Annotated in this window: 21 protein-coding genes; 11 read left to right on the forward strand and 10 right to left on the reverse strand. The window is 42.7% G+C overall.

Annotated elements, in window-relative coordinates:
• Positions 1 to 189: 189 nt before the first annotated feature.
• From DRB05_RS17620 to DRB05_RS17650, 7 genes are all read right to left on the reverse strand, one after another.
• Complete coding sequence (locus DRB05_RS17620; RefSeq protein WP_128728093.1) at positions 190 to 438, reverse strand: DUF3862 domain-containing protein; 249 nt, start codon at positions 436 to 438, stop codon at positions 190 to 192.
• A 12-nt stretch (positions 439 to 450) separates the two neighbouring features.
• A complete protein-coding gene (locus DRB05_RS17625) occupies positions 451 to 1,275 on the reverse strand; it encodes a CsiV family protein (protein ID WP_128728094.1) in 825 nt (274 codons plus the stop codon).
• Positions 1,272 to 4,745: a transcription-repair coupling factor gene (gene mfd, locus DRB05_RS17630; protein WP_128728095.1), complete on the reverse strand. Its 3,474-nt coding sequence runs from the start codon at positions 4,743 to 4,745 to the stop codon at positions 1,272 to 1,274. Before mfd ends, DRB05_RS17625 begins: the two co-directional genes overlap by 4 nt.
• 16 nt (positions 4,746 to 4,761) lie before the next feature.
• Positions 4,762 to 5,652, reverse strand: coding sequence for a carbon-nitrogen hydrolase (locus DRB05_RS17635; RefSeq protein ID WP_128728096.1), 891 nt, complete (start codon positions 5,650 to 5,652; stop codon positions 4,762 to 4,764).
• Positions 5,653 to 5,657: 5 nt separating this feature from the next.
• Entirely contained in the window at positions 5,658 to 6,695 is a 1,038-nt protein-coding gene (locus tag DRB05_RS17640) for an agmatine deiminase family protein (RefSeq protein WP_128728097.1), read from the reverse strand.
• A gap of 114 nt (positions 6,696 to 6,809) precedes the next feature.
• Entirely contained in the window at positions 6,810 to 7,376 is a 567-nt protein-coding gene (locus DRB05_RS17645) for a PilZ domain-containing protein (RefSeq protein ID WP_128728098.1), read from the reverse strand.
• Between the two features lie 66 nt (positions 7,377 to 7,442).
• Entirely contained in the window at positions 7,443 to 9,311 is a 1,869-nt protein-coding gene (locus tag DRB05_RS17650; protein WP_153188102.1) for a methyl-accepting chemotaxis protein, read from the reverse strand.
• 165 nt (positions 9,312 to 9,476) lie between these two features.
• On the opposite strand from DRB05_RS17650, the gene DRB05_RS17655 reads away from it, so the two are divergent.
• A complete protein-coding gene (locus DRB05_RS17655; RefSeq protein WP_128728100.1) occupies positions 9,477 to 10,436 on the forward strand; it encodes a DUF4382 domain-containing protein in 960 nt (319 codons plus the stop codon).
• 86 nt (positions 10,437 to 10,522) lie between these two features.
• On the opposite strand, the gene ald is transcribed toward DRB05_RS17655, so the two are convergent.
• Positions 10,523 to 11,644, reverse strand: coding sequence for an alanine dehydrogenase (gene ald, locus DRB05_RS17660; protein ID WP_128728101.1), 1,122 nt, complete (start codon positions 11,642 to 11,644; stop codon positions 10,523 to 10,525).
• A gap of 139 nt (positions 11,645 to 11,783) precedes the next feature.
• Between ald and lrp the strand changes: the two genes are divergently transcribed.
• From lrp to rmf, 7 genes are all read left to right on the forward strand, one after another.
• Positions 11,784 to 12,263, forward strand: a complete 480-nt coding sequence (gene lrp / locus DRB05_RS17665; protein ID WP_010372754.1) for a leucine-responsive transcriptional regulator Lrp — start codon at positions 11,784 to 11,786, stop codon at positions 12,261 to 12,263.
• A 114-nt stretch (positions 12,264 to 12,377) separates the two neighbouring features.
• Positions 12,378 to 14,987, forward strand: coding sequence for a DNA translocase FtsK (locus DRB05_RS17670; RefSeq protein WP_128728102.1), 2,610 nt, complete (start codon positions 12,378 to 12,380; stop codon positions 14,985 to 14,987).
• Positions 14,987 to 15,625, forward strand: a complete 639-nt coding sequence (gene lolA / locus DRB05_RS17675) for an outer membrane lipoprotein chaperone LolA (protein ID WP_128728103.1) — start codon at positions 14,987 to 14,989, stop codon at positions 15,623 to 15,625. The genes DRB05_RS17670 and lolA overlap by 1 nt, the downstream gene beginning before the upstream one ends.
• Entirely contained in the window at positions 15,618 to 16,958 is a 1,341-nt protein-coding gene (locus DRB05_RS17680; protein WP_128728104.1) for a replication-associated recombination protein A, read from the forward strand. Before lolA ends, DRB05_RS17680 begins: the two co-directional genes overlap by 8 nt.
• A gap of 2 nt (positions 16,959 to 16,960) precedes the next feature.
• Positions 16,961 to 17,341: a fluoride efflux transporter CrcB gene (gene crcB / locus DRB05_RS17685; RefSeq protein WP_128728105.1), complete on the forward strand. Its 381-nt coding sequence runs from the start codon at positions 16,961 to 16,963 to the stop codon at positions 17,339 to 17,341.
• Between the two features lie 7 nt (positions 17,342 to 17,348).
• Positions 17,349 to 18,644, forward strand: coding sequence for a serine--tRNA ligase (serS, locus tag DRB05_RS17690; RefSeq protein ID WP_128728106.1), 1,296 nt, complete (start codon positions 17,349 to 17,351; stop codon positions 18,642 to 18,644).
• A gap of 488 nt (positions 18,645 to 19,132) precedes the next feature.
• Positions 19,133 to 19,303, forward strand: a complete 171-nt coding sequence (gene rmf, locus DRB05_RS17695) for a ribosome modulation factor (protein WP_010372771.1) — start codon at positions 19,133 to 19,135, stop codon at positions 19,301 to 19,303.
• A gap of 78 nt (positions 19,304 to 19,381) precedes the next feature.
• On the opposite strand, the gene fabA is transcribed toward rmf, so the two are convergent.
• Complete coding sequence (fabA, locus tag DRB05_RS17700) at positions 19,382 to 19,897, reverse strand: 3-hydroxyacyl-[acyl-carrier-protein] dehydratase FabA (protein ID WP_010372774.1); 516 nt, start codon at positions 19,895 to 19,897, stop codon at positions 19,382 to 19,384.
• Positions 19,898 to 20,137: 240 nt separating this feature from the next.
• On the opposite strand from fabA, the gene DRB05_RS17705 reads away from it, so the two are divergent.
• From DRB05_RS17705 to DRB05_RS17715, 3 genes are read left to right on the forward strand one after another with little or no spacing between them, the layout of a single operon-like run.
• Positions 20,138 to 20,992: a 6-carboxytetrahydropterin synthase gene (locus DRB05_RS17705; protein ID WP_128728107.1), complete on the forward strand. Its 855-nt coding sequence runs from the start codon at positions 20,138 to 20,140 to the stop codon at positions 20,990 to 20,992.
• Entirely contained in the window at positions 20,985 to 21,809 is an 825-nt protein-coding gene (locus tag DRB05_RS17710; protein ID WP_128728108.1) for a M23 family metallopeptidase, read from the forward strand. Before DRB05_RS17705 ends, DRB05_RS17710 begins: the two co-directional genes overlap by 8 nt.
• The gene (locus DRB05_RS17715) at positions 21,806 to 22,240 is read left to right on the forward strand and encodes an acyl-CoA thioesterase (protein WP_010372783.1); all 435 of its coding nucleotides are present in this window, start codon (positions 21,806 to 21,808) and stop codon (positions 22,238 to 22,240) included. Before DRB05_RS17710 ends, DRB05_RS17715 begins: the two co-directional genes overlap by 4 nt.
• Positions 22,241 to 22,476: 236 nt before the next feature.
• Here the strand turns inward: DRB05_RS17715 and DRB05_RS17720 are convergent, their stop codons facing one another.
• Positions 22,477 to 24,768: a diguanylate cyclase gene (locus tag DRB05_RS17720; RefSeq protein WP_128728109.1), complete on the reverse strand. Its 2,292-nt coding sequence runs from the start codon at positions 24,766 to 24,768 to the stop codon at positions 22,477 to 22,479.
• Between the last annotated feature and the right edge of the window lie 2 nt (positions 24,769 to 24,770).

The following is a 24,770-nucleotide window of genomic DNA, read 5'->3' on the forward strand; positions in this document are numbered from 1 at the left end:
GAGAATTAATTCAATTGGTATTATAGAAAGGTTTTGAAAGTTTCGAGCTGAATTGTTCGGAATACGCGATTACTTTAATTAGATTGAGTTGTAATATTTTGTGGAGAGGGAGTAGGGTGATATTTTGAATAATACCAATAGCGGTGAATAAATGCCTCCTCTTAAACACTGAAAAGGCATTTATTGAGGTTATTCTAACCCTTTCTTTGAATATAGAGTGACTTTGTCAGAAAGTAGCGTTACTTTTATATGCTTGTTTTCGTTACCCCAAATGCAATTGGTATGTAGCGTTTTCTCTTCACATTTATCAGCAGAGCCAAGAATGTTCTCAACTTCAGCTTTATCCATACCAACTTCAATCTTGTTGTAGTTTTCTAGACTTACTTTTGAACAGCCGGCTAGGGTGAGTAGCGCAGCAGCAGTTAGTAATTTTTTCATAGGGTTGTCCGTCTAATGTTTGTATTTTCTTATTTGAAAGATGACCCCAAGTTTAGGGTGATCTAAGTAATGTATGTCGCCGCTATACACGCGCGTATATTGTGACATACGAGCGGTACGAATGTCGTTGCCGTCTTCGTACTTTAAATCTAAATCTGTGGTCACGTAAAGGTAATGCCTCACGTGAATTTTAATCAAGCCTTCAAGTTGCCAATGTACTTGCTCTTTTGATTCTTGAATATTAAAGCGATTTGACAATGACGAAAACTGATCGTCATTTTCAGTTACGCTATAACTTGATGGTGACGCAAACTGTTTGCCGCCAATAATTTCGATGTTGGGAGCACGCTTATTACTTTGTTCTGGGAATCGCCAGCCAGTGTGTAAAAGAGGCTTGAGTCCTTTACGTTTTAACTCATTAATTTTATTAGAAAAATTAAACTGTGACTCATTCAACAAATAAATTGAGTCCATATGTTCTTGTGGTTCAACTTGCGGTGAAAGAGGCAAAGTGTCAAATTTTTCAACATAGTTTGCATCTGGGTTGCAAGAGCTAGAGTGCGCACCCGATGTTAATCCGCGAATAAAATCTTGCTCAGCAAACTGCTCACTGCCTTCCAAGCATAGTTTATAGCCGGTGGTATTAAAACCGTCAAATAAGAGTGACTTGATGTTTTTCCGATTGAGCGGTTCAGGTTCAATACTAAAGTCTTCTCGCAAAGAGAAACTAGGCTCTTGCTCAAATGCTATCATTTCTACTTCAAACCAACGGGTGGCATGTGCAGACGTGCTACTTATCAAAGCCGCTAGGATGGCCAGATTTTTTATTGTTTTCATGCTACAGCCTTTTTCTCAAAGTCATCAATCATCGCATTAACCAGTTTCAATCTCTCTTGGCCATTTTTTTCTTCGATCAGGAACTTAAGTTTATTCGCGCCTTCCATTCTATAGGTTGACGGGCTACTTTGTATCAATCCTATGATGAATGTTGGGTTAACTTTTGTATGACTACTGAACTCAAAGAAGCCACCCTTAGGGTTTGCCTCGACCTTGTTAATGCCCAATTGAGTTGCCTTTAGCTTAACAGACTGCACCGCAAAAAGGTTTTTCGCCGCATCTGGAAGCAGTCCAAAGCGGTCGATTAATTCGATTTGCAGCTCATCGAGTTCAGCCAGTGATTTAGTGCTTGCGATGCGTTTATACATGCTAAGACGAATATTTACATCATGAATGTAATCATCCGGTAGCAGTGCTGGGAATTTAAGGTCAACCTCGCTTTGCTGCTGAAGTAGATTGTCGAGTGTTGGTTCTTTACCATTTTTCAAGGCTTCGACTGCTTGTTCCAGCATTTCCATATACAGCGTAAAGCCTACAGTTTGAATTTGACCGCTTTGATCATCTCCCAACAGCTCACCTGCACCTCTGATCTCTAAATCGTGGGTGGCGAGGGCAAAACCTGCGCCTAAGTCTTCGAGTTGCTCAATGGCCTGTAAGCGCTTGACTGCGTCTTTAGTTAAGGCTTGGCTATTCTTCGTGAGAAGGTATGCGTATGCTTGGTGATGGCTTCGTCCTACACGGCCGCGAAGCTGATGTAACTGTGCCAATCCGAGTTTATCGGCTCTATCCATTATGATGGTATTAGCAGAGGGAATATCGATACCGGTTTCAATAATGGTTGTACACACAAGCACGTTATACTTTTGGTGATAGAATTCACCCATCAAGTGCTCAAGTTCTTTTTCACGCATTTGCCCGTGAGCAGTGGTGACGTTGGCTTCTGGCACGAGCGCTGAGATATCAGCGGTGACCTTGTCTATTGTCTCGACGCTATTGTGGAGGAAGTAAACCTGTCCACCGCGCTTGATTTCACGCAAAATTGCTTCGCGGATAAGCTCGTCGTTGCGCTCTCGCACAAAGGTCTTTACCGCTAATCGCTTGGCTGGAGGTGTCGCGATAATAGAAAGATCACGCATACCACTCATCGCCATATTCAGCGTACGCGGGATTGGGGTAGCGGTCAGGGTAAGAATGTCGACATCCGCTCTAAGCTGCTTAATCTTCTCTTTTTGTCTCACACCAAAACGGTGTTCTTCGTCAACAATCAACAGACCCAAATCGGCGAACTTGATGTTTTCTTGAATAAGCTTATGGGTGCCTATCACAATATCAATTTTGCCTTCTTCAAGTTTTTGTAACGTCTCTTTTTGTTCTTTCGCTGAGTTAAAGCGCGAAAGCACACCGACTTCAACAGGCAGATCGGCAAAACGGTCTTTAAAGTTCTCAAAGTGTTGTTGGGCAAGGAGCGTAGTTGGTACTAAGACAGCCACTTGTTTGCTATCGTTGACGGCAACAAATGCTGCACGCATGGCCACTTCGGTTTTACCAAAGCCAACATCACCACAAACGAGTCTGTCCATCGCTAGGCTTGATTGCATGTCTGCAAGTACGGCTGTGATTGCATTGCGTTGATCGTCTGTTTCTTCAAATGGAAAGCTATCAGAAAAGTCTCGATAGGCGCTCGCATCTAGCTTAAATGCATAACCTGGTTTACTTTGGCGTTTTGCGTATATGTCTAGGAGTTCAGCAGCGACATCTCTGACTTTTTCAGCCGCTTTACGTTTTGCTTTTTCCCACGCGTCATTGCCCAGTTTATGAAGAGGAGCAGAAGCTTCTTCACCTCCAGAGTAACGACTGAGCATATGGAGCGAAGAAACTGGCACATAAAGTTTAGCGTCATTGGCATAGATGATAGTCACAAACTCGGTAGCAATACCCGCAGCATCTATGGTTTCCAGCCCTAAATAGCGGCCTACACCATGATCTAAATGAACAATAGGTTGACCTTCTTTTAACTCAGCGAGGTTTCGGATCAGCGCATCTTGCCCTTGTTCGTATTTATGTTTTCGACGGCGCTTTTGGGAGATCTTAACACCTAATAGCTCTTGTTCGGTGATGATAGACAGCGATTGTTTATCCAGTAGTTTCACACTGGTAGCAAGTGGAGTGACGACCACACCAACATCTGAGTCGCTAGATACAAACTCTGCAATGCGCTTATAAGGCTTAAGCTTTAGCCCAGTTGGTTTTAATAAGGTAAGCAGTGACTCTCGCCGGCCCTCTGATTCAACACTGAATAACACGCGCGACTTTTGCTTTTTCTCAGCAGCGATGTAATCGAGGATTTTTTGATATGGATTAGCTTGTTTATGCTCAATGCGAACATCGTTGATTAATTCAGCTGCGACATTGTTATTGCCCGCTTTGGTTCCTAGCATCGCTTGACTAAGCTTTATTCGAGAGAAGCCATTAAGGCCTTCAAATAAGGTCTCAATTGGCTGATATAGCTTGGCTGGTGAAAGTAGCGGGCGAAGAGGGTCAACCCGGCGACTTTCGTAGCGTTTAGATACGTCTTGCCAAAAGGTTTGCGCCGCAGATTCAATGTCGCCAAAAGGCATAAATACGGTATCTTCAGGCAAATAGTCAAACACTGTCGCCAATGAATCAAAAAAGAGCGGCAAATAGTACTCTATACCCGCAGGCCAGTTTCCTTTACTAACTTGCATATAGATGCTGTCTTTTTCACTACTTGCGCCGAACGCTTCGCGATAATTAATTCTAAAGCGTTCAATGTCTTCTGCATTGGTTGGGAATTCGTGCGCCGGTAATAAATCGATAGCATCAATCTCATCATTTGAGCGTTGGCTTTCGATATCAAAATGACGAATGGAATCTAACTCATCATCAAAGAAATCTAGTCTAAAGGGGAGTGGGCTACCCATGGGGTATAAATCGATAATGGAGCCTCGAACGGCAAACTCACCATGCTCCATTACCTGCTGAACATGACGATAACCCGCTTGAGTTAGGGTATCACGCAAGCTTTGTGCGTCTACTGTGTCACCTTTTTTTACCTGAAGACTCATGCCGTGAATAAAGCTAGGTGGTGCGGTACGTAGCATCAGGGTTGAAACAGGAATGATGAGTACGGATTGCTTTTCCTGTTTGAGTGTATTTAGCGTCGCAAGACGCTGGGAGATAATGTCTTGATGTGGTGAAAAGTGATCATAGGGTAATGTTTCCCAATCAGGAAACATCATGACTGGTGTATCTTTTAAAAGATACGCCAGTTCATGCTCAAGGCGAAGTGCAGAGGGCGTGTCGGGGGTGACGAGTACAACTAAGTTGTCATGTTGTTGGATGTGCTCACTCAAACACAGTGATAAGCTACTGCCAACCAAATTACCCCACGAAATTTTATCCTTGTTTGATTTTACCCAAGGTAAATTGTTCCATTGCACATTCGCCATTGATTACTCCTATTTATTAATCGCGATAAATTTTGCAAAGATCCTGATAGTGATCGATTCGTCTGTCTCTTAAATACGGCCAGATGCGACGAACAGATTCACTGCGTGCAATATCAACATCAACAACCGAGACTTCCTCAGCTTCTTCAGATGCATGCAATAACATTTCACCTTGCGGACCGGTAACAAAAGAATTGCCCCAGAATTGAATACCTTCACTTTGACCTGAAGGGTCTGATTCATGGCCAACACGGTTAACGCTAATCACAGGTACTCCGTTCGACACTGCATGTGCACGCTGTGCAATTATCCAAGCATCTCGTTGACGAATTTGCTCTGCTTTGTCATCGCGAGGATCCCAGCCAATTGCCGTTGGGTAAATTAAAAACTCAGCGCCCGCCATTGCCATCAGACGCGCACCTTCTGGGAACCATTGATCCCAACACACCAGTACGCCTAATTTGCCTACAGAAGTCTGAATTGGAGTAAAGCCCATGTCGCCGGGTGTGAAGTAAAACTTTTCATAAAAACCTGGGTCATCAGGAATGTGCATTTTACGGTATTTGCCGGCGATCGTACCATCAGACTCAAGTACAACAGCGGTGTTGTGATAAAGGCCTGTTGCACGCTTTTCAAATAGCGATGCAACGATGACTACATTAAGCTCTTTTGCAAGTGCGCTTAGTGAGTCTGTGCTTGGGCCAGGAATGGTTTCCGCTAAGTCGAAGAGTTCGGTGTCTTCTGTCTGGCAAAAATACAAGCTGCGGTGCAACTCTTGTAACACGATAAGCTTAGCCCCCTTGCTTGCTGCTTCTCGGATACCGTCACAGGTTTTCGCAAAGTTGTTTACGAGATCTCTAGAGTTGCTATGTTGAACAATACCAACTTTGATGTTTTTTTCAGTCATGGTACTTACCTTAAAAAACCTTTTGGTAACTGCATCGTAATACAGTGCAGGCTACCGAATTGATGGATGATTGGTAGGCAGTTTACGCCAATTACCGTTCTTTCTGGGTGAGCAAGAGAGACTTTGTCCAGCGCTTCTTGATCTTTGTCGTCGCCATAGATAGGTACTAACACCGTTTTATTCAAGATCAGATAGTTTGCATAGGTGGCAGGTAATCTCTCACCCTGGTTATCAAACTTAGCACTCGGCCAAGGTAAACTAATCAAACGGTATGGATCGCCATTTGGGGTGCGAAATGTGCGTAGCTGCTGCTCCATTTTATTGAGGGCATCATAATGCTCGTCTGACTTGTCGTCGCACTTTACATATACCAAGGTGTTATCTGGTGCAAAACGCACTAAAGTGTCGATATGACTGTCAGTATCATCACCGGCTAAGTATCCATGATCTACCCACAGGAATGACTCAGCCCCCAACTCTTTTTGCAACAATAGTTCTAATTCGGTTTTACTTAGATGTGGATTGCGATTTGGGTTCAACAGACACTCTGAAGTGGTCAATAAGACATTGGACTCGTTGATCTCAATACCGCCGCCTTCAAGTACCACGTCAACTTTTTCAAAGGTACAGTTTGGGTTGAGGACCTGTTTTGCAAGCTGTTGATTGATCTTATTGTCTAAATCCGCAGCAAACTTATTACCCCAACCCGTAAAGGTGAAATCCTTAATACATAGATTTCCTGTACTTGTTTGCGTCGTAAGTGGACCATGGTCACGGGCCCATGTGTCATTGCAAGGCGTAACAACAAAGTGACACTTGCTTAAGCTAACCTCAGCTGCGCCGAGTAGGTTCTCGATATGCTGTTTTAGCGCTTCATTATGCGCCACGATAACGACTTCTTGAACTTGGGTAATATGTTGGCAAAGTGCAACGTACACAGGTTCAACGTCACTGAGAATGTCGCTCCAATCGGTATCAGAATGCGGCCAAGTAAGCATGATTGCATCTTGTGGTGCCCACTCTGGGAGTAAAGTAAAACTCATTAAATCATCACCATATAATAATAAGCCTATAGTTTATCATTAACCTCAGGTGTGTCAGTAAGTTTTGTGAAGATAATTGAGCATTTAAAGAAGGCACTTAATGCGTTAAATGCCTTATTGGTCTTTTTGCTGCTTCAGCTTAAGTTGTCTGGTCTGGGCGTGTAAGCTCGCCCGTACGAGCAACTCTTGATCCGCTTCTCTAATAGCGGTAAAGGCGAGGGTGAATTTACCATCTTGCTTGGCAATGACTTGTGAGTAACAAAAGATAGCACTGGCTTCATTGCGCAAAAATATTTTAGTTCGTAACGATTGTCCGACCTCATAATCTGCTTCTAACGTCGCGGTCAGGCCACCACCGCCGTAGCTGTCACAAAATAGATGACTGTCATCAGGTTCTTCGGTTGCGAGAATATGGCTGATAATTAAATCAATCTTACGTGATTGCGCCTGCAAATAAGCTGCTAACTCATTGGCAATATCACCCAGATTACGAAGTGGTCGCAGGGCATTAAGATCTAACTCATTAATTTCGTTCGCGAGCTTAAATAGCGGCGGAATTGCAGCTTCTAATTGATATTCGTTTTCTGGAACCATATTGTCATCAACCGGGTAGAGGTTGATCTGAACCTGTTCAGCTATCTGAAAATACTGTTCAAATAATTCCTGCAAATTCGCTTTCATGTTTTATCTCTTGGCATCGCGCCGCTTTACAACTGTCTCTATAGTAACGGTTTAGTTTACCGATAATCAAACTTTGAATTGCTCAAGGAGTTGTTCTTGGGTTGTTATCTTTTCTACTTGAGACTGCATGGTGGCATCAACGCTCTTAGCTTCGCTATACACCGACTCGGAAATACCGCGAATAGATGAGCTACTGCCATTCACGTTATTTACAATATCATTTTGCTCATTCAGCATATCAGCAATACGTGAGTTCAAATCAACAATATGGCGAATGGCACTACGCATATCTTCAAGTGCCGCTCTAGTTTGCTCTGCCTTTTCAACCGTTTTATCAACATAATGTTGGCTTTGCTTCATTACAGTAACCGCGCTTTCTGAACCTGACTGTAGTTGACTTATCATTCCACGGATTTCAGTTGTGGCTTCTTGTGTTCTTTGTGCAAGCGATCTTACTTCGTCTGCAACGACGGCAAAGCCGCGGCCAGACTCACCGGCCCTTGCGGCTTCAATGGCAGCATTGAGCGCTAGGAGGTTGGTTTGCTCAGCAATGCTGTTGATAACCGATAATATTTGCTCAATAGCGGTAGACGAGCTTTCTAACTCCGTAACTACGGTCATTGCCGAACTGATCTGATTAGATAGCTCTTGAATTGTCTCGGTTGTTTCTGCAACGATTTTTTCTCCTTGGCGCGCAACTTGATCGGTGGTTTTAATTGCTTCAGCGGCCTCATGGGCAGATTGAGTTACTTGATGCTCAGTTGCAGACATGTGTGTTGTTGCTTCATCAAGGACTTTGATACTGGCTAATTGCTCTTGAATGGAAAGTTTGGCTTTATTTGCAACCTGAGATGTTTGTTGAGCATCGTTTAAAACTTCATGGCCTAGACCCTGAATATTCGCTATTAGAGACTGTAAGCTACTGGTAAAGGCATTAAAATTTTGCGCCAGTGCTGCAAATTCGGGTTCATGCTCGGTATTTAATCGTACGGTTAAGTCCGCATTACCGCGTGCGATAGCAGCCATGGCGGTGTTGATTTCATCAAGTGGCTTTAATAATAAGCTAATCACAAAAGAAAGTAGTACAGTCGCGAGTGCCACAGAAATAAAGGCAAATATGGCTGCATCTCTTTGCAGTCGTGAAAGTGCGGCAAAAACGGTGTCTTCATCCAGCATCACCCCTAAATACCAATCTAAGCCTTCGACCTCTTTAAACTGTACTAATTTGTCTTCGCCGTTCACTTCAACGTATTGAATATTTTCCGATATACTAATGTCACCGAGAAATGTACGAGAAGACTTACCATTTAGTTTTACATCTGGGTGTGAGATAGTCGACCCGTCTTTACTCACCATAAAGGCAAAACCCGCGTCTAGCAGGTTAAACGAGTTAATCATTTCGCCGAGTTTTGCCAAACTAACGTCGTAAAAAATCGCGCCGTTGAATTGGCCTTGTTTAAACACAGGTGCACCGATTGATACCACGATTTCGTTACTTACCGCATCAGCGTAAGGCGCTGTGATAATTAGCTTTCGTGCAGTTTTTGCGTCGGTATACCAAGGCCGTTTTCTCGGGTCCCAGTTCGCACCGGGGTTCCAATTTGGATCGCTTGCGACATATTTTCCGGTTTGCTCTTCTCCATAACCTATCAGTAGGAAAGAGGTTGTGAGCTGTGGCTGCGAGAGAATAGGAAAGGCTGCGTCTAAGGTGTCAGTGGAAGCAACGAGATTGGTAGCAAGCGCGGCGAGATCGGTTGCTCCTTTCATTTGCGCAGTGACAGTGTTACCAATCCCCTGAATTATTTCATCCACACTTTGTTCTGCTTGCGCTTTGATTGCTGATTGCACAGAAATATATTGAATAACAGATAAGATCAGTAATGCTATTAGCAGCACAAGCGCAGAGACGGATACGACTTTGTGTTTAAACTTCACGGCCACACTCCAATAAGTTTGATACATTAAACTTATGACATTTAATAAGAAAATGCCAAACCTTCTGCGCTGCATTTGAAGCTATTTCAAATTGTTGCGTTTATATTAATTATTTATTCATGGCGCAATTCCTATTCTTTAATGCTTAGAAGAGGAGAAAACATCATGCACAAACCAGTTTTAACAGCAATTGCCTCGGCGATGATACTCGCTGCATGCGGTGGCGGTTCAGGTTCTGACTCAAACGACAACAACACCTCACAACCAACTCAAAAAACCACTGTAAGTGTTGGTGTCTCAGATGCTGCTGTGAATAATCTTGCTGAGGTCAACCTTGTTATTCAACGGCTGACATTTAGAGCATCTGGAAAAGAAGATGTGACATTTGATACCTTGGATGCACAGGGTAATCCAATGAAGATCAATCTGCTTGAGTATACGGGTGATGATATCTATTTAGTTGTAAACGACCAAGAGATCGATGCTGGGGATTATGAGTGGATCAGAGCCGATGTTGTAAACGGCAGTGTTGGGTCGAATTTTGATTTCACTTCTAGCGTGCGTTTTTTAGATGGTAGTCAAGCACCATTAGCCGTAACCCGTAAAGGTAACGATGGTGTAGGTGAAATCCAACTCAATAATTTCTCGCTAAATGAAGGTGAGAACCAGATCGTATTGGAGTTTGACTTGAATAAGGCGCTGTTGAAGCGCACAAATGATGACACGGTTTATCTAAAACCAACAGCTGTCCGTTTGGAGAATCTATTAACCAGTTTTGAGATTGAGGGCATGGTTAGCGAGTCTGTAAAAAATGCATGTGTAGCAGATAATGCAGATCTAGCTCCTCTAGTCGGAGAGTACAAACATGTTGTGTATCTTTATAAAGCGGATGTTGCAGTGCCAGGCGACATCAGTGATGAAGATTCAGCGCCAGTAGCAACCGCAAACTTAGATGCCGAGAGTGAATATGAGATAGCATTTATTGGTTCGGGAGATTACAAAGTAGGGTATTCGTGCTTAGGCCATTTAGATGATGCCGAAACGATAGATGCAGATTTTGGCTTGTATCAAACAAAAGACGTTACGTTAACTCAAGATATCGAAGTGAATTTCGAGATAAACTAATACCATTTAGTCTTTTAAACGAATTGATGTAACAGCAAAACAAAAAGGGCTTCAAGTGAAGCCCTTTTTACTACTTAAATTCAAAATTAAGCATTTTCTAGTGCTGCGCGCGGGTCAACATATTCCATGTTGAAACCTTCTGCCACTTCTTTACACGTTATCTGACCTTTCAGAACGTTTAAGCCGTCCATGAAGTGTTTGTCATTTAATAGTGCTTGTTTGTAGCCTAGGTTTGCAAGCTTGATGATGTACGGAAGCGTTGCATTGTTAAGTGCAAACGTTGAAGTACGAGGTACAGCACCTGGCATGTTCGCTACACAGTAGTGAACTACGTCGTCAACAATGTATGTTGGATCTGCGTGCGTAGTCGCTTTAGAAGTCGCGATACAGCCACCTTGGTCGATTGCAACGTCAACGATAGCAGCACCAGGCTTCATCGCTTTGATGTGTTCTGCAGTTACAAGCTTAGGAGCTGCTGCACCAGGAATTAGTACACCACCAATCACAAGGTCTGCTTCAAGTACGTGTTTTTCAAGTGCATCAGCCGTTGAGTAAATAACTTTAGCTTGGCTACCGAACTGTGCATTCAAAGAGCGTAGCACATCAATGCTACGGTCAAGAATAGTTACGTCTGCGCCTAGACCTACAGCCATTTGCGCTGCGTTACGGCCAACCATACCACCGCCGATCACAACAACTTTAGCTGGTTCAACGCCCGGCACACCACCTAGCAGCATACCACGGCCTTCACGTGACTTTTCAAGCGCTTGAGCACCAGCTTGAATTGACATTCGACCAGCAACTTCTGACATTGGTGCTAGCAGTGGAAGACCACCACGTGCATCAGTTACTGTTTCGTACGCGATACAGATAGCACCACTTTTTACAAGATCTTCTGTTTGTGGAAGGTCTGGTGCTAGGTGAAGGTAAGTGAATAGAATTTGGTCTTCACGTAGCATCGCGCGCTCAACAGCTTGAGGCTCTTTTACTTTAACAATCATATCAGCAGTAGCAAAAACGTCTGCCGCCGTGTCTAAAACTTTAGCACCAACTTGAACATAATCTTCGTCAGTAAAACCAATGCCAATACCAGCATTTGTCTCAACAACGACTTCGTGACCGTGATTGATTAGTTCACGAACGCTCGCAGGAACCATACCAACGCGGTATTCGTGGTTTTTTATCTCTTTAGGTACACCAATAATCATAATATTCGCCTCAAAATAAGAACGGGGTAAAATTTTTGACTATTATATTTACCTATAGCCAGTGTGTCTCACTGTTTTAATATCTAAGTGTAGTGATATACTCTAAATTAACGAATCGTTCAGGATAAAAAACTACACTATGTATCAACAACTAGACAGGATCGACAGAAAGATTTTAGTAGAACTTCAGAAAGATGGCAGAATTTCTAATGTTGAATTAGCGAAACGCATCGGATTAAGCGCGACGCCTTGCTTAGAGCGCGTTAAAAAGCTGGAGCGAGAAGGATTTATTCGCGGTTATAAAGCCGTAGTCGATCCTGCTAAGCTTGGACAGGGGCTTTTGGTGTTTGTTGAAGTTACAGTGAATAAAAATTCGCCTGATGTATTCGATAGATTTAATCAAGCAGTAAAGCAGCATGACGAAATTATTGAATGTCATCTTGTGTCCGGTAGTTTCGACTATTTATTGAAAACACGAGTGACCGATATGTCCGAATATCGCGGAGTGTTAGGAGAAATTTTACTTAAACTGCCAAACATCAGTGAAAGTCGAACTTTTGTGGTCATGGAAGAAGTAAAAGGAGAAGAGGGAGAAGTAATAAAACCTTGTGCACCTTGAGGTATTTCTTGGTAAGGTGTAAGTATATACAGCAATACTAACGCAAATCACTAATTTGCTGACGTTTTGGGCTTTAATTGCCCGGAAAAGAAACAGAAAAAAGGTTTAATTACAATGCGCTTAAATGGTGTGCAACGCCTCTTAGAGACAGGTTTGATTGTAAGCACGGCTGCAGCAATATTTATGTTGTGTGCGTTGATAAGTTTCGACCCAGCCGATCCTGCTTGGACTCAATCCGGTGAGTACATAAAAGTAAACAACATAACTGGTGCTGCCGGAGCTTGGCTGGCGGACATTATGCTACTGAGTTTCGGTTGGCTGGCGTTTTTGATCCCAGCGGCGCTGCAGTTTCTTGGTTACTTACTATTTAAAAAGCCGCATAAGCTACTGCAATTAGACTACACCACACTTGGCTTACGTCTTATTGGCGCAACACTGTTTATCACCTCTGCAAGTGCAATCAGCAGTATCAACTTTGATGATATCTATAATTTCTCATCTGGTGGGGTAGTTGGCGATGTTGTTGCAGGGGCCATGATGCCTGCCTTTAACTTTACTGGTACCTCTATACTGTTACTGTGCTTTTTCTTTGCAGGAATGACATTACTTACCGGTGTGTCTTGGGTTGAATTCGTAGATTATTTGGGTGAAAAGGTCCTTGCCGGCTGTAGATGGTTACGTGATAGACTGACAGCTGAGCGCAATATAGAGCAAACGCAGCCAATTTCACAGAAACCTGAGACCGCTGGCATCAGCACGGATAAACTAGAAACTGAGACTCCAATAACAGCTACCGAGCGAAAAGATGATCTCGAGCAGGCTCTCCAGCAACAAACTGATACAGAAACTAATATAGATTTCGATGCTGAAGAAGAACCCAGTGGACTAGGCAAATTAAAAGATAAATTGTTCCGCAAAACGAGTACTGAATCTACACCTCAAACTTCGTCTGCACCGCACTCTGATCTACAAGAGAAGAAAGAGCCGTCGGTGTTCGATGAGCTAGATGATATTCTAGAGCAAGAAATCAACTTTTCTGCAATAGAAGATGAGCCACTGGATACTGTCGCGGCTTTAAATGCCTTGGATGAAGCACCAGTGCATGAAACCAAAGTGGTTTCTCCGGCAAGGCCTCTTAAGCCTAAAGCACCTGAAAAGACGGCCAATGGTTATCAGCCTCCACCAAGCGCTAAAGAGCAATTTGAAGCGCTTCTAGAAGCTCAACCACCTGCGGATCCATTGCCTTCATTAGATCTGTTGGATAGGCCAGACAAGGCTAAAAATCCAATTTCGCAAGAAGAGCTAGATCAGGTCTCGCGGTTAGTTGAAACCAAGCTATTAGATTTCAATGTTCAGGCTCAAGTAGTAGGTGTGTATCCAGGCCCTGTCGTTACGCGTTTTGAGTTAGATCTCGCGCCGGGCATTAAAGTGGCCAAGATCACCGGCTTAGCAAAGGACTTGGCACGTTCATTATCTGCAGTTAGTGTGCGTGTAGTTGAGGTTATCCCAGGCAAGACGTATGTGGGTTTAGAGTTGCCTAACAAACACCGCGAAATCGTACGTTTGTCCGAAGTGATAGATGCTCCTAAGTTTGAACAAAATCCATCTCCTTTGACTATGGTGCTTGGTAAAGATATCGCAGGCCAGCCGGTCGTTGCTGATTTAGCCAAAATGCCGCACCTGCTGGTGGCTGGAACAACAGGCTCTGGTAAGTCAGTGGGCGTTAATGTCATGATCTTAAGCTTGTTATATAAGTCGCCACCAGAAGATGTGCGAATGATCATGATAGATCCGAAAATGCTCGAACTTTCAGTCTACGAAGGTATCCCGCACTTATTGTGTGAAGTGGTTACCGATATGAAAGAGGCAGCAAACGCGCTACGTTGGTGTGTGGGGGAAATGGAACGCCGTTACAAGCTGATGTCTGCACTCGGTGTCCGTAACCTTAAAGGCTACAATCAAAAGATTAAAGACGCTAAAGAAGCGGGTCACCCAATTTTAGATCCACTCTTTAAAGATACAGACGGTATGGCGGATGAACCACAAGAGCTAGATAAATTACCGAGTATCGTGGTCGTTATAGATGAATTTGCCGACATGATGATGATTGTTGGTAAAAAAGTAGAAGAGTTAATTGCACGTATTGCACAAAAAGCACGAGCGGCAGGCATACATTTAGTGCTGGCAACACAGCGCCCATCAGTGGATGTCATTACGGGTTTGATCAAAGCGAATATACCAACGCGAATGGCGTTCCAAGTATCAAGTAAGATTGATTCACGTACAATCCTAGACCAACAAGGCGCAGAAAACCTGTTGGGTATGGGTGACATGCTCTATCTGCCGCCAGGAACGAGTGTTCCGGTTCGTGTACATGGCGCGTTTGTTGACGATCATGAAGTGCATGCGGTAGTGAGTGACTGGAAAGCAAGAGGTAAACCAAACTACGTAGAAGAAATTCTATGCGGTGAAGCAACTGAGGATATTTTACTACCAGGCGAAGCACCGGAAGGTGGGGATGAAGAGTCTGACCCACTTTATGATGAAGCCGTTGGGTTTGTTATTGAAACAGGCAAAGTGTCTGTTTCGAGTGTACAACGTAAGTTAAGAGTTGGTTATAACCGTGCCGCTCGATTAGTTGAGCAAATGGAAATGTCGGGAGTGGTAAGCGCTCCTGGTCACAATGGTGCACGAGATGTATTGGTAAAAGGTGGAGCCAATTAATGAAAAAATTTAAGCAAATTGCATTGCTAACGGTACTATCAAACCTTTTTATTCAGCCTGTGTGGGCTGATGAGGCTGCGATGCAAAGTCTAAAAGGAAGACTGGCTGAATTAACCAGTTTTCAAGGTAAGTTTGAGCAAATCGTTAAAGATCAAGATGGCAATGAGTTGCAAACCGGTGAAGGGGCGATAACCTTAGCGCAGCCATTAAAAATCCGCTGGCAACAAGAGATGCCGGATGACACTTTATTTGTATCAAGCGGAGCAACAACCTATTACTACGATACGTTTGCTGAGCAAGTGACCATCCTAGATACGACTAAACTTATTGATACTACGCCATTTGTGCTACTTACGACCCAAGAGGACAGTCAATGGTTGAAGTACAATGTAGCACTTAATGGTCAAGAATATCTGATCACGCCAAAAAACAAAGTAGACTCGCAGGTAGAGCAATTAACACTGCGTTTTGATGATAAAAACGACGGCTTAGCGCTATTGAAAGTGAATGATATTTCAGGTCAAGTATCTACTTTTAGCTTTAAGGAAAGCAAAGTCAATGCGCCAGTAAAAGAGAGTTTGTTTGAGTTTACAATTCCACAAGGAGTGGTCGTAGACGACCAAAGAGGCAGTGACTAGTTTAGGGTTTGATTTCACACCAGATGTACGACCGTTGGCCGCAAGAATGCGGCCAACCTCGTTAGAGCATTATGTTGGGCAGAGCCATATTTTGTCTAAGGGTTCTGTACTTTATCGTGCAATTGAATCTGGACGCTGTCATAGCCTAATCCTTTGGGGGCCACCCGGAGTGGGTAAAACCACCCTTGCTGAGATCATTGCCAACTATGCGGATGCAGAGCTTATTAAGCTTTCCGCTGTTAGCGCGGGAATTAAAGAGGTTCGTGAAGCAGTCGTCGATGCTAAAAATCGATTAGCTCAGTTTGGTAGACGTACGCTGTTATTTGTTGATGAAGTACATCGCTTTAATAAATCCCAGCAAGACGGTTTTTTACCTCATATTGAAGATGGCACCTTTATTTTTATTGGCGCGACCACTGAAAACCCATCTTTTGCACTAAATAATGCGATCTTGTCTCGCGCGCGTGTTTATACTCTGCAATCACTTGTAGAGGATGAATTAGGTCAAGTACTTAAAGACGCGTTGTCACGTGATGAACAACTGTCGAAATTAACCATCAACATTGATGACAGCGCACTTGAACTTATCGCCAAAGCCGCTTCGGGAGATGCGAGAAAGGCGCTTAATCTACTAGAACAGGCGGTTGACTTAAGTTTTGAGCCAAACTCAAACACTCATTTGGTGAATGAACTTGTACTAAAACAAGTGTTGCCCAGCCAATTATCAAGTTATGACAATAAGGGCGACTTATACTACGATCTAATCTCAGCGTTTCATAAGTCAGTTCGCGGCAGCGCACCAGATGCAGCACTTTATTGGTATTGCAAAATATTAGCAGGCGGAGGCGATCCGCTCTATGTTGCACGGCGATTACTGGCGATCGCCACCGAAGATATCGGCAATGCAGACCCAAGAGCGATGCAAGTTGCGTTAAATGCTTGGGATATATTTCATCGTGTTGGGCCAAGCGAAGGAGAGCGTGCGATAGCACAGGCAACGCTTTATCTTGCAAGTGCGCCGAAAAGTAATGCGGTCTACATGGCGTTCAATCAAGCTAAACGCGATGCTGCAAGTGATCCGAATTACCCCGTACCTGAACATCTCAGAAATGCACCGACAAAACTAATGAAAGAGCTGGGTTTTGGCGAAGAATACCGTTATGCACATAATGAACCCGGCGCGTTTGCAGCTGGAGAAAATTACTTTCCAGAAGCCATTCAAGAGCGACAATATTATCATCCGACAGACAGGGGACTTGAGAAACAAATAGCTGACAAGCTTAACTATCTACAGGCGCAAAATGCACAAAGTAGCACCAAGAGGTACAAGTAGCGATGCTGATAAATTATCTCACAATCGCGCTAGGTGGAGCGTTTGGTGCAATGTTACGCTTTTTTATCAGCGATATGTCGATAAAACTCTTAGGTAAGGGATTCCCTTTTGGGACGTTGATCGTTAATATTCTTGGTTCATTATTGATGGGTGTGCTTTACGGTTTAATTGAAAAAGAAGTTATTTCAGCTTCTCCATCTAAAACGTTGATAGGTATTGGCTTTTTAGGTGCGCTGACTACTTTTTCTACATTCTCAATGGATTCCTTGTTGTTACTTCAACAAGGGCAATATATGAAAATGGCGTTTAACGTCACATTAAACGTGGTGGCGTGTATCTTTATGGCCTGGGTTGGTCTCTGCCTCATCATGCAAAAAGGTTAAAAAAACAATGTTAGATTCTAAATACTTTCGTCAAGACATCGAGGAAGCCGCTGCGCGTTTGAAAAAGCGTGGTTTTGAACTCGATGTTGCTAAGATCACCGAATTAGAAGAAAAGCGCAAAGCGCTACAAACCAAAACTCAGGAATTACAGAGTGAGCGTAACAGTTCCTCCAAAGCGATTGGTCAAGCTAAAGCGAAAGGGGAAGACGTTCAACCTTTACTAGATGCTGTTGCAAACTTGGGCGACCAATTAAGTGCGGCAAAAGAAGAGCAGGATAAAATTCTTGCTGAACTTAATGACTACGCAATGTCGTTGCCAAACCTTCCTGCTGAAGAGGTACCAGCAGGTGCTGATGAATCAGAAAATGTTGAAATAAGCACTTGGGGTGAACCAAAGCAGTTTGATTTTGAAGTTAAAGATCATGTTGACCTTGGTGAAGCGCTTGATAAGGGCCTCGATTTCGAAACTGGTGTTAAGCTAAGTGGTTCTCGCTTTACAGTGATGCGCGGTGGCGTAGCACGTATGCATAGAGCACTTGTCCAACTGATGCTGAATACTCACACTGAGCAAAATGGTTATACAGAAATGTATGTACCATATCTTGTAAATAAAGCGAGCTTGTTTGGCACGGGTCAACTTCCTAAGTTTGCAGAAGATTTATTCCATACAGAAGCATTATCTGAAGACCAAGATGGCTTTAGTCTAATTCCAACAGCAGAAGTACCGTTAACGAACTGCGCTCGTGACGTTATTTATGACGAAAAAGAGCTGCCGATTAAGATGACGGCGCACACGCCTTGTTTTAGAAGCGAAGCAGGTAGCTACGGTCGTGATACGCGCGGACTTATCCGTCAACACCAGTTTGATAAAGTTGAACTTGTCCAGCTTGTAAAACCTGAAGATTCTATGGCAGCGCTTGAAGAGTTAACAGGTCACGCTGAACAAATTTTACAGCGACTTGGCTTACCTTACAGAAAAGTGGTGCTTTGTACTGGAGACATGGGTTTCGGTGCGACGAAAACGTACGATTTGGAAGTTTGGTTACCAGCGCAAAATACCTACAGAGAAATTTCTTCCTGTTCAAACATGTGGGACTTCCAAGCGCGCCGTATGCAAGCGCGTTTCCGCCGTAGTGGTGAGAAGAAGCCAGAACTACTTCATACTCTTAATGGTTCTGGTTTAGCGGTAGGTCGTACTCTAGTTGCGATTTTAGAAAACTACCAGCAGGCAGATGGATCAATTATTGTGCCTGATGCACTAAAACCATATATGGGTGGTGTAGAGGTTATTAAAGCAAGCTAAGATAGTACTGCTTAATTGAGCTTTGCTCGATTTAAAAACTCAAGTTATTGAAAAGAGGTTGGATTCGTCCAGCCTCTTTTTATTACTATATTATGAATGTTTTTTTACAGAGAAATATAGAAAAACAAGATCATCAACCAATAATTTAAGTCTTGAATATCTAGATATCTATATAAAAGTAAAATAATTATGCTTTTTGTGCTCAGCTGTACAAGAATTACATTTCTGATCGTTGCATGACTCGCTGAGATGTGATTTATTGAAGGTATGGGTTTGGCCAAATCTCATCGGTAAGTAGCGCATCTGTATAATATACGATGTCGCTCGTGTTTAACTTTTCTCAATAAAATCTTTAATTTAAATTGTTAGTACGAATTGTCATTACATCGTAAGTCACTATCTTCGTTTTGAGTGACGTTCGCTTAAGTTTGAACTACGCAGTATTAGAAACGCTAATGCTGAACGAGAAAAAGGTGAGGATATTACCTATGAAGAGACAGAAAAGAGACCGTTTAGAAAGAGCACATTCACAAGGATTTAAGGCAGGATTAGCCGGTCGGTCGAAAGAAAATTGTCCCTATCAACAAGTAGAACACAGATCAGAATGGTTAGGCGGATGGCGAGAAGCGATGGATAATCGCAACATCTTTAAAACCTGATACCGAATTTTAGGAGAGCAAAGCCCCAAATGGGGCTTTGTGTGTTTTTAAAGCTATTAAACGATAATAGCTCAAAAGTTAAAATGCGCTGGTATCTTGGAAAAGACCTACTTTCAAATCTTTTGCTTCATAGATCACACGACCATCAACTTCGACGATACCATCTGCTAGACCCATAAATAGCTTACGTTTGATAACGCGCTTCATTTCAATGCGATAAGTCACTTTTTTAGCAGTTGGTAAGATTTGACCCGTAAACTTTACTTCGCCCACACCGAGTGCACGGCCAAGACCAGGACCACCAGACCAACCAAGGAAGAAGCCAACTAATTGCCACATTGCATCCAGACCTAAACAACCAGGCATTACTGGATCACCTTTAAAGTGGCAATCGAAGAACCACAGATCAGGATTGATGTCGAGTTCAGCAATAATTTGACCTTTACCATGCTCACCACCGTCATCATTAATTTGAACGATGCGATCCATCATTAACATGTTGTCGCTAGGTAGGCGGCAGTTGCCTTCACCAAACATTTCTCCGCGACCACATAAAATAAGTTCTTCTTTTGTATAGCTGTTCTTCGGTTCCATAAATCTTCTTCTTAGCTTGCAAATTGACGCTACTTTAGCGTACAGATGTACGCTAAACAACTCCGAACAGTTAAAAAGCGTACGGAGACTTGTAAATTTTGCGCTAAAGATATGTCTATTTGATTAAATTTCAAAAAATTGAAGAGATTAAATGCAAATCAGTTCCAATTAGGGGCGATTTATAATGTGAAAATCATTATAATCTGGGATGATTTTTTAGCAGGCTATTTTGGGTGATCTATGCTCCTTTTTGTTGACTCTTTGACCGTAATTGATTTTTCGTACCTTTGCCCACGTCGTGGCGCGGTAGGTGAAAGTTGGATCACCGATATTGTATTGCATGGTGAGCTAAACGAAGAGTCTATGGTGTTAGACTTTGCAAAAGTTAAAAAGCAAATCAAACGTATTATCGACGAAAAGCTGGACCATAAATTAGCGGTACCCAGCGGGCTTGTGTGTAATGCAAAGCACAGTGAAGGCCGATTTGGATTTGATATGCAATTTGATGGAAATCACTTAGCCATGAATGCACCGGAAGAAGCGGTCTGTGTAGTGGAAGGGGATGAAATCAATGCAGCCAATGCAATCGCTTACCTTAAGTCTGTTATTATGCCGCATATGCCTGAAAACGTGAAAGATTTAGATATAACATTGCGTCCAGAGGCCGCTACAGGCTTTTATTATCACTATAGCCATGGCTTAAAGAAACACGATGGTAACTGTCAACGTATTATTCATGGTCACCGCTCATTGATTGGTGTGAAGCTAAATGATATCAGCATGCCTAGATTACAAAAACAATGGGCGGATAAATGGCAAGATATTTATCTTGGTAGTGAAGAAGATTTAATTGATCCTAGTTTGCTTAAGTATGTAACCGCTCAAGATAAAGATTATGCGTTCGCGTATACCTCGTCGCAGGGATATTTTGAGTTGGCGGTCAGCAAATCACGTTGCGATATATTACCTTGTGATACAACAGTTGAATGTATTGCGGAGTATCTTGCTGGCCAAATAAAGCTGCAAAACCCACATGATAAGGTTGAAGTAAGGGCGTACGAAGGGGTTGGAAAAGGAGCGATTGCGTATGCTTAAACGTGCAATTGTCATATTGCTTGCGAGCACTACATTATTTGCTGAGGCGCTTGAATTAAAAGGTAACCTTACACAAGGTGGCTTAGTCGTCGGCAAGCTTGAAAATGCAACTGAGATAAAACTAAACGAGACCAAATTAAAGCGCTCTAAAGATGGCTATTTTGTGTTTGGTTTTGGCCGTGACGCAGAACTTAACCATACTTTGAGTTGGCAATCTGATGATGGCCAAAAGCATCGCCAAGCGATAGTGATCACGAAACGAGATTACGATATAGACAAGATCACAGGTGTTGCTAAGAAGTATGTTTCGCCACCAGAGTCGGTGCTAAAGCGCATACGTGAAGAAGCACAAGCCGTATCAAAAGCAAGGCAAGGTAATTCGGATTTATTATTCTTTAAAGACCCTGTTTTTAGACCTGCGAAGGGCCGTATTTCAGGCGTTTATGGTAGTCAAAGATATTTTAATGGTGAGCCAAGACGCCCACACTTTGGTTTGGATATCGCAAATAAAACCGGTGAACCAGTCTTAGCGCCGGTATCGGGTAAAGTGGTGTTTGCAAATCCAGATCTTTACTACAGTGGCGGCACTTTGATTATTGACCACGGTCATGGAATTACTTCTACGTATATCCACCTGAGTAAACTGGACGTTGAAGTTGGTGATACAGTAAAAACAGGCGATAAAATCGCAGAAATTGGCGCAACGGGTAGGGTAACAGGCCCGCATTTGGATTGGCGCTTTAATTGGTTCGGGGAGCGACTCGACCCAGCTCTACTTATGAATGATACACTAGCGGATAAAGCAGTACAAAAATGACAGACGAACAAAGACAAGCCATTGTTGAGCAACGCATTAAAAGCTCAATCACACACGTAACAAAGACTGTATTCCCGGGCCGTACTAACCATCACAACACCTTATTTGGTGGTGACGCTCTGGCTTGGATGGACGAAGTTGCCTTTATTGCTGCAACGCGTTTTTGTCGCAAACCCTTGGTAACGATCTCTTCAGACCGAGTTGATTTCAAAGAGGCAATTCCGGCAGGTACTTTTGCGGAATTAGTATCGAAAGTGGTGCATGTTGGTAATACTAGCTTAAAGGTTGATGTTGAAATTTACCTTGAAAGAATGCACAAAGATGATAAACACTTAGCAATTACAGGCAGTTTTACCTTTGTTGCCGTGGATGACAATCATAGGCCAACTCCTGTGGTTTGTGACAAGATGCTAAATGGCTTTGATAGCTAGTTTTATCTTTAATAATCTATCTATGAAGCAAATATAGGGCTAAGCCCTATATTTAATATTACATAAAGAACACATCATACTGATAAATTAAAAATTTATGATATCTGCAGCAGTTAAAGAGTATAGGAAGATGTAATCAAACCTTCCTTCTCGAACTTAACTCATTAAAGAAAAATAGGTCACTTTTTTGGTTTGTCATTATCTGTTAGTTCAAAGCGGTGGAGTTAATATATTGATTATTTAAACCAAACTACCTTGTTTTTGCCTGTGCGTTTAGCCTCGTACAATGCTTTGTCAGCATCGTTTAGATGTCCAGTAATAGACATTTTTTCCATCTCGGGAAGTACTGCTTTTACACCAATACTAACCGTGAGATGGATGCTTTTTTCTTCTGACAAGGTAATTTCTAAGTCAGATATTGACTTTCTTATGGTTTCAATCAGCGAACTAGACGATCCGTATGTAGCATCAAGTAACACAAATGCAAACTCCTCACCTCCCATTCTCGCGGTAAAATCATCACTGCGTAGCGCGTCCTTTATAGTGTGAGCAATCAGCTTAATGGCTTTGTCACCAGCATCGTGACCGTAAGTATCATTAATAGACTTAAAGTTATCGATATCGACCATACCAATTAAATAGGGGAAGGAAATCTCACCAACTTCGGCGGCTTTTTCCATAAAGGCACGTCGGTTGGGCAGGCCCGATAAGGTGTCGGTCATCGCAAGCTCAAGCAGCTTGTTTTCCGCTTCCTGGCGCTCTTTATCGAGTTTAACCGCATAGTATAAACCGACTAGAGAGTCGACTAGTGGTTGTAAGAATTGTGCATCTTCTTCGGTATAGTCAAAAAACTTATTCGCAAGCCCAATCATACCGATTAACTCACCATTGAGCTTTATCGGTAGCCCTAAAAACTTAGAGATCCTAGGGTGTCCTTTTGGCGTACCTTTCGATGCAGGATGTTTACCTCGTTCATTACTAATGACGGTCTCTCCCGTTAGGATAACCGAACCAAATAAATTATTAAAATCAGTAAAATAGAGGTCATTATCATAATATCGCTGAACCAGTTGAGAGCTTAGATCATTCCACTGCATCTCCGAAATTGCATGGATAAAAAGCCTAGGTACACCAGCGGAATGTTCAAGTTCGCCGATCAACGCAAATTGACTATCAGCAATGTCAATGAGCTCTTCTAGAATTTCACGGCATGATTTAGAAAGATCACCCGTCTTTAAATAGGCTGACTGTGCCTTACTGATAAACGACAGCAACTGCTTTTGCTTGCGTTCTTGTAGCTGGGCTTCCATTCGGTCGGTAATATCACGGTGAGTTCCAGCAAGACGTAGTGCTCTACCGCTATTATCACGCTCAACCACTTTGCCATAGGTTTCAATCCATACCCAGTGTCCATCAGCATGTTTCATTCTATAAGAAGTGGTGTAGGCATCAGTTAGCCCCTGTAGGTGCTGAGCTAGATTTGTTTCTACATGACTACGGTCGGTTGGGTGAATAAGCTGACGGAAATAATTAACGCTGGTTTCGACATATTCAAATTCGATCCCAAGCATATCACACCACTTTTTATTTACTTTGTTTATATCTGCTGGAATATTCCAATCCCATGTTCCAAGTTCTGAAGCTTCTAATAACAAACGCATCTGCCGGTTTGTTTCATTGAGCTTGTCTTCAGTATACTTTTGTGCGGTATTTTCGGTAATAAAGGCTTGGATACTCGTCATTCTGCCTTCGTGGTTAAAATGCGCCACCGTGATCATTCGGATCCAGATCTGTTTTGAATCCAGTTCCATCTCTAGCAAAATTTCAGACGCTTCTAAACCAGCTAAATGGTTTTGCAAGTTAAAATGAAACTTCTCAACGCTTGATTCAGTAAGTAAATCTTCAAAATGTATTTCACCAGAGCATAAGTTAAAAGTGTCAATACCAATGACGCGCTCAATGTTAGGAGATACGGTACGAATGTGAAGCCCATTATTGTACTTCCATTTTATTAATACGATTGGTGAAAAGCGGATTAGCTCTTGATCCTCAAGGTATAGCGAGTAATTTTTTTGTAGCTCCAAAATAGTGGTGATCAGGCCGCTAATTGTCTCGAGCAAATGAATATCTCGCTCGGCATAATTCTTTGGTTTGGTATCGATTAGACATACACCACCAATTGGTTTGCCATCGATCCGAAAAGGCACACCCAAATATGAGCGAATGTGAGGTTCACCAGTAACAAGAGGATTGTTTGCATAGTTTTCATCTAAGGAAGTATCTGGAATCAGTAGTGATTTGTTATGCTTGATTAAGCGCTTACAAAAAGCATCTTGTTCTGGTGTTTTATCAACAAGAATCCCATGCTTGGCGATTAGGTGTTGCCATTGACCTTCAATGACGGTAACCAAAGTAATTGGTACATCAAAATAGTTTGATAGAGAAGTGAGCAGGGTGTTGAGGTCAGCGAGTGGAAAACTTGATTCGACTAAATCCTGTGTTAATTCGACTTTTGCAAAAGTATCCACGC

This window comes from Pseudoalteromonas sp. A757 (assembly GCF_004103285.1).
GTDB lineage: Bacteria > Pseudomonadota > Gammaproteobacteria > Enterobacterales > Alteromonadaceae > Pseudoalteromonas > Pseudoalteromonas galatheae.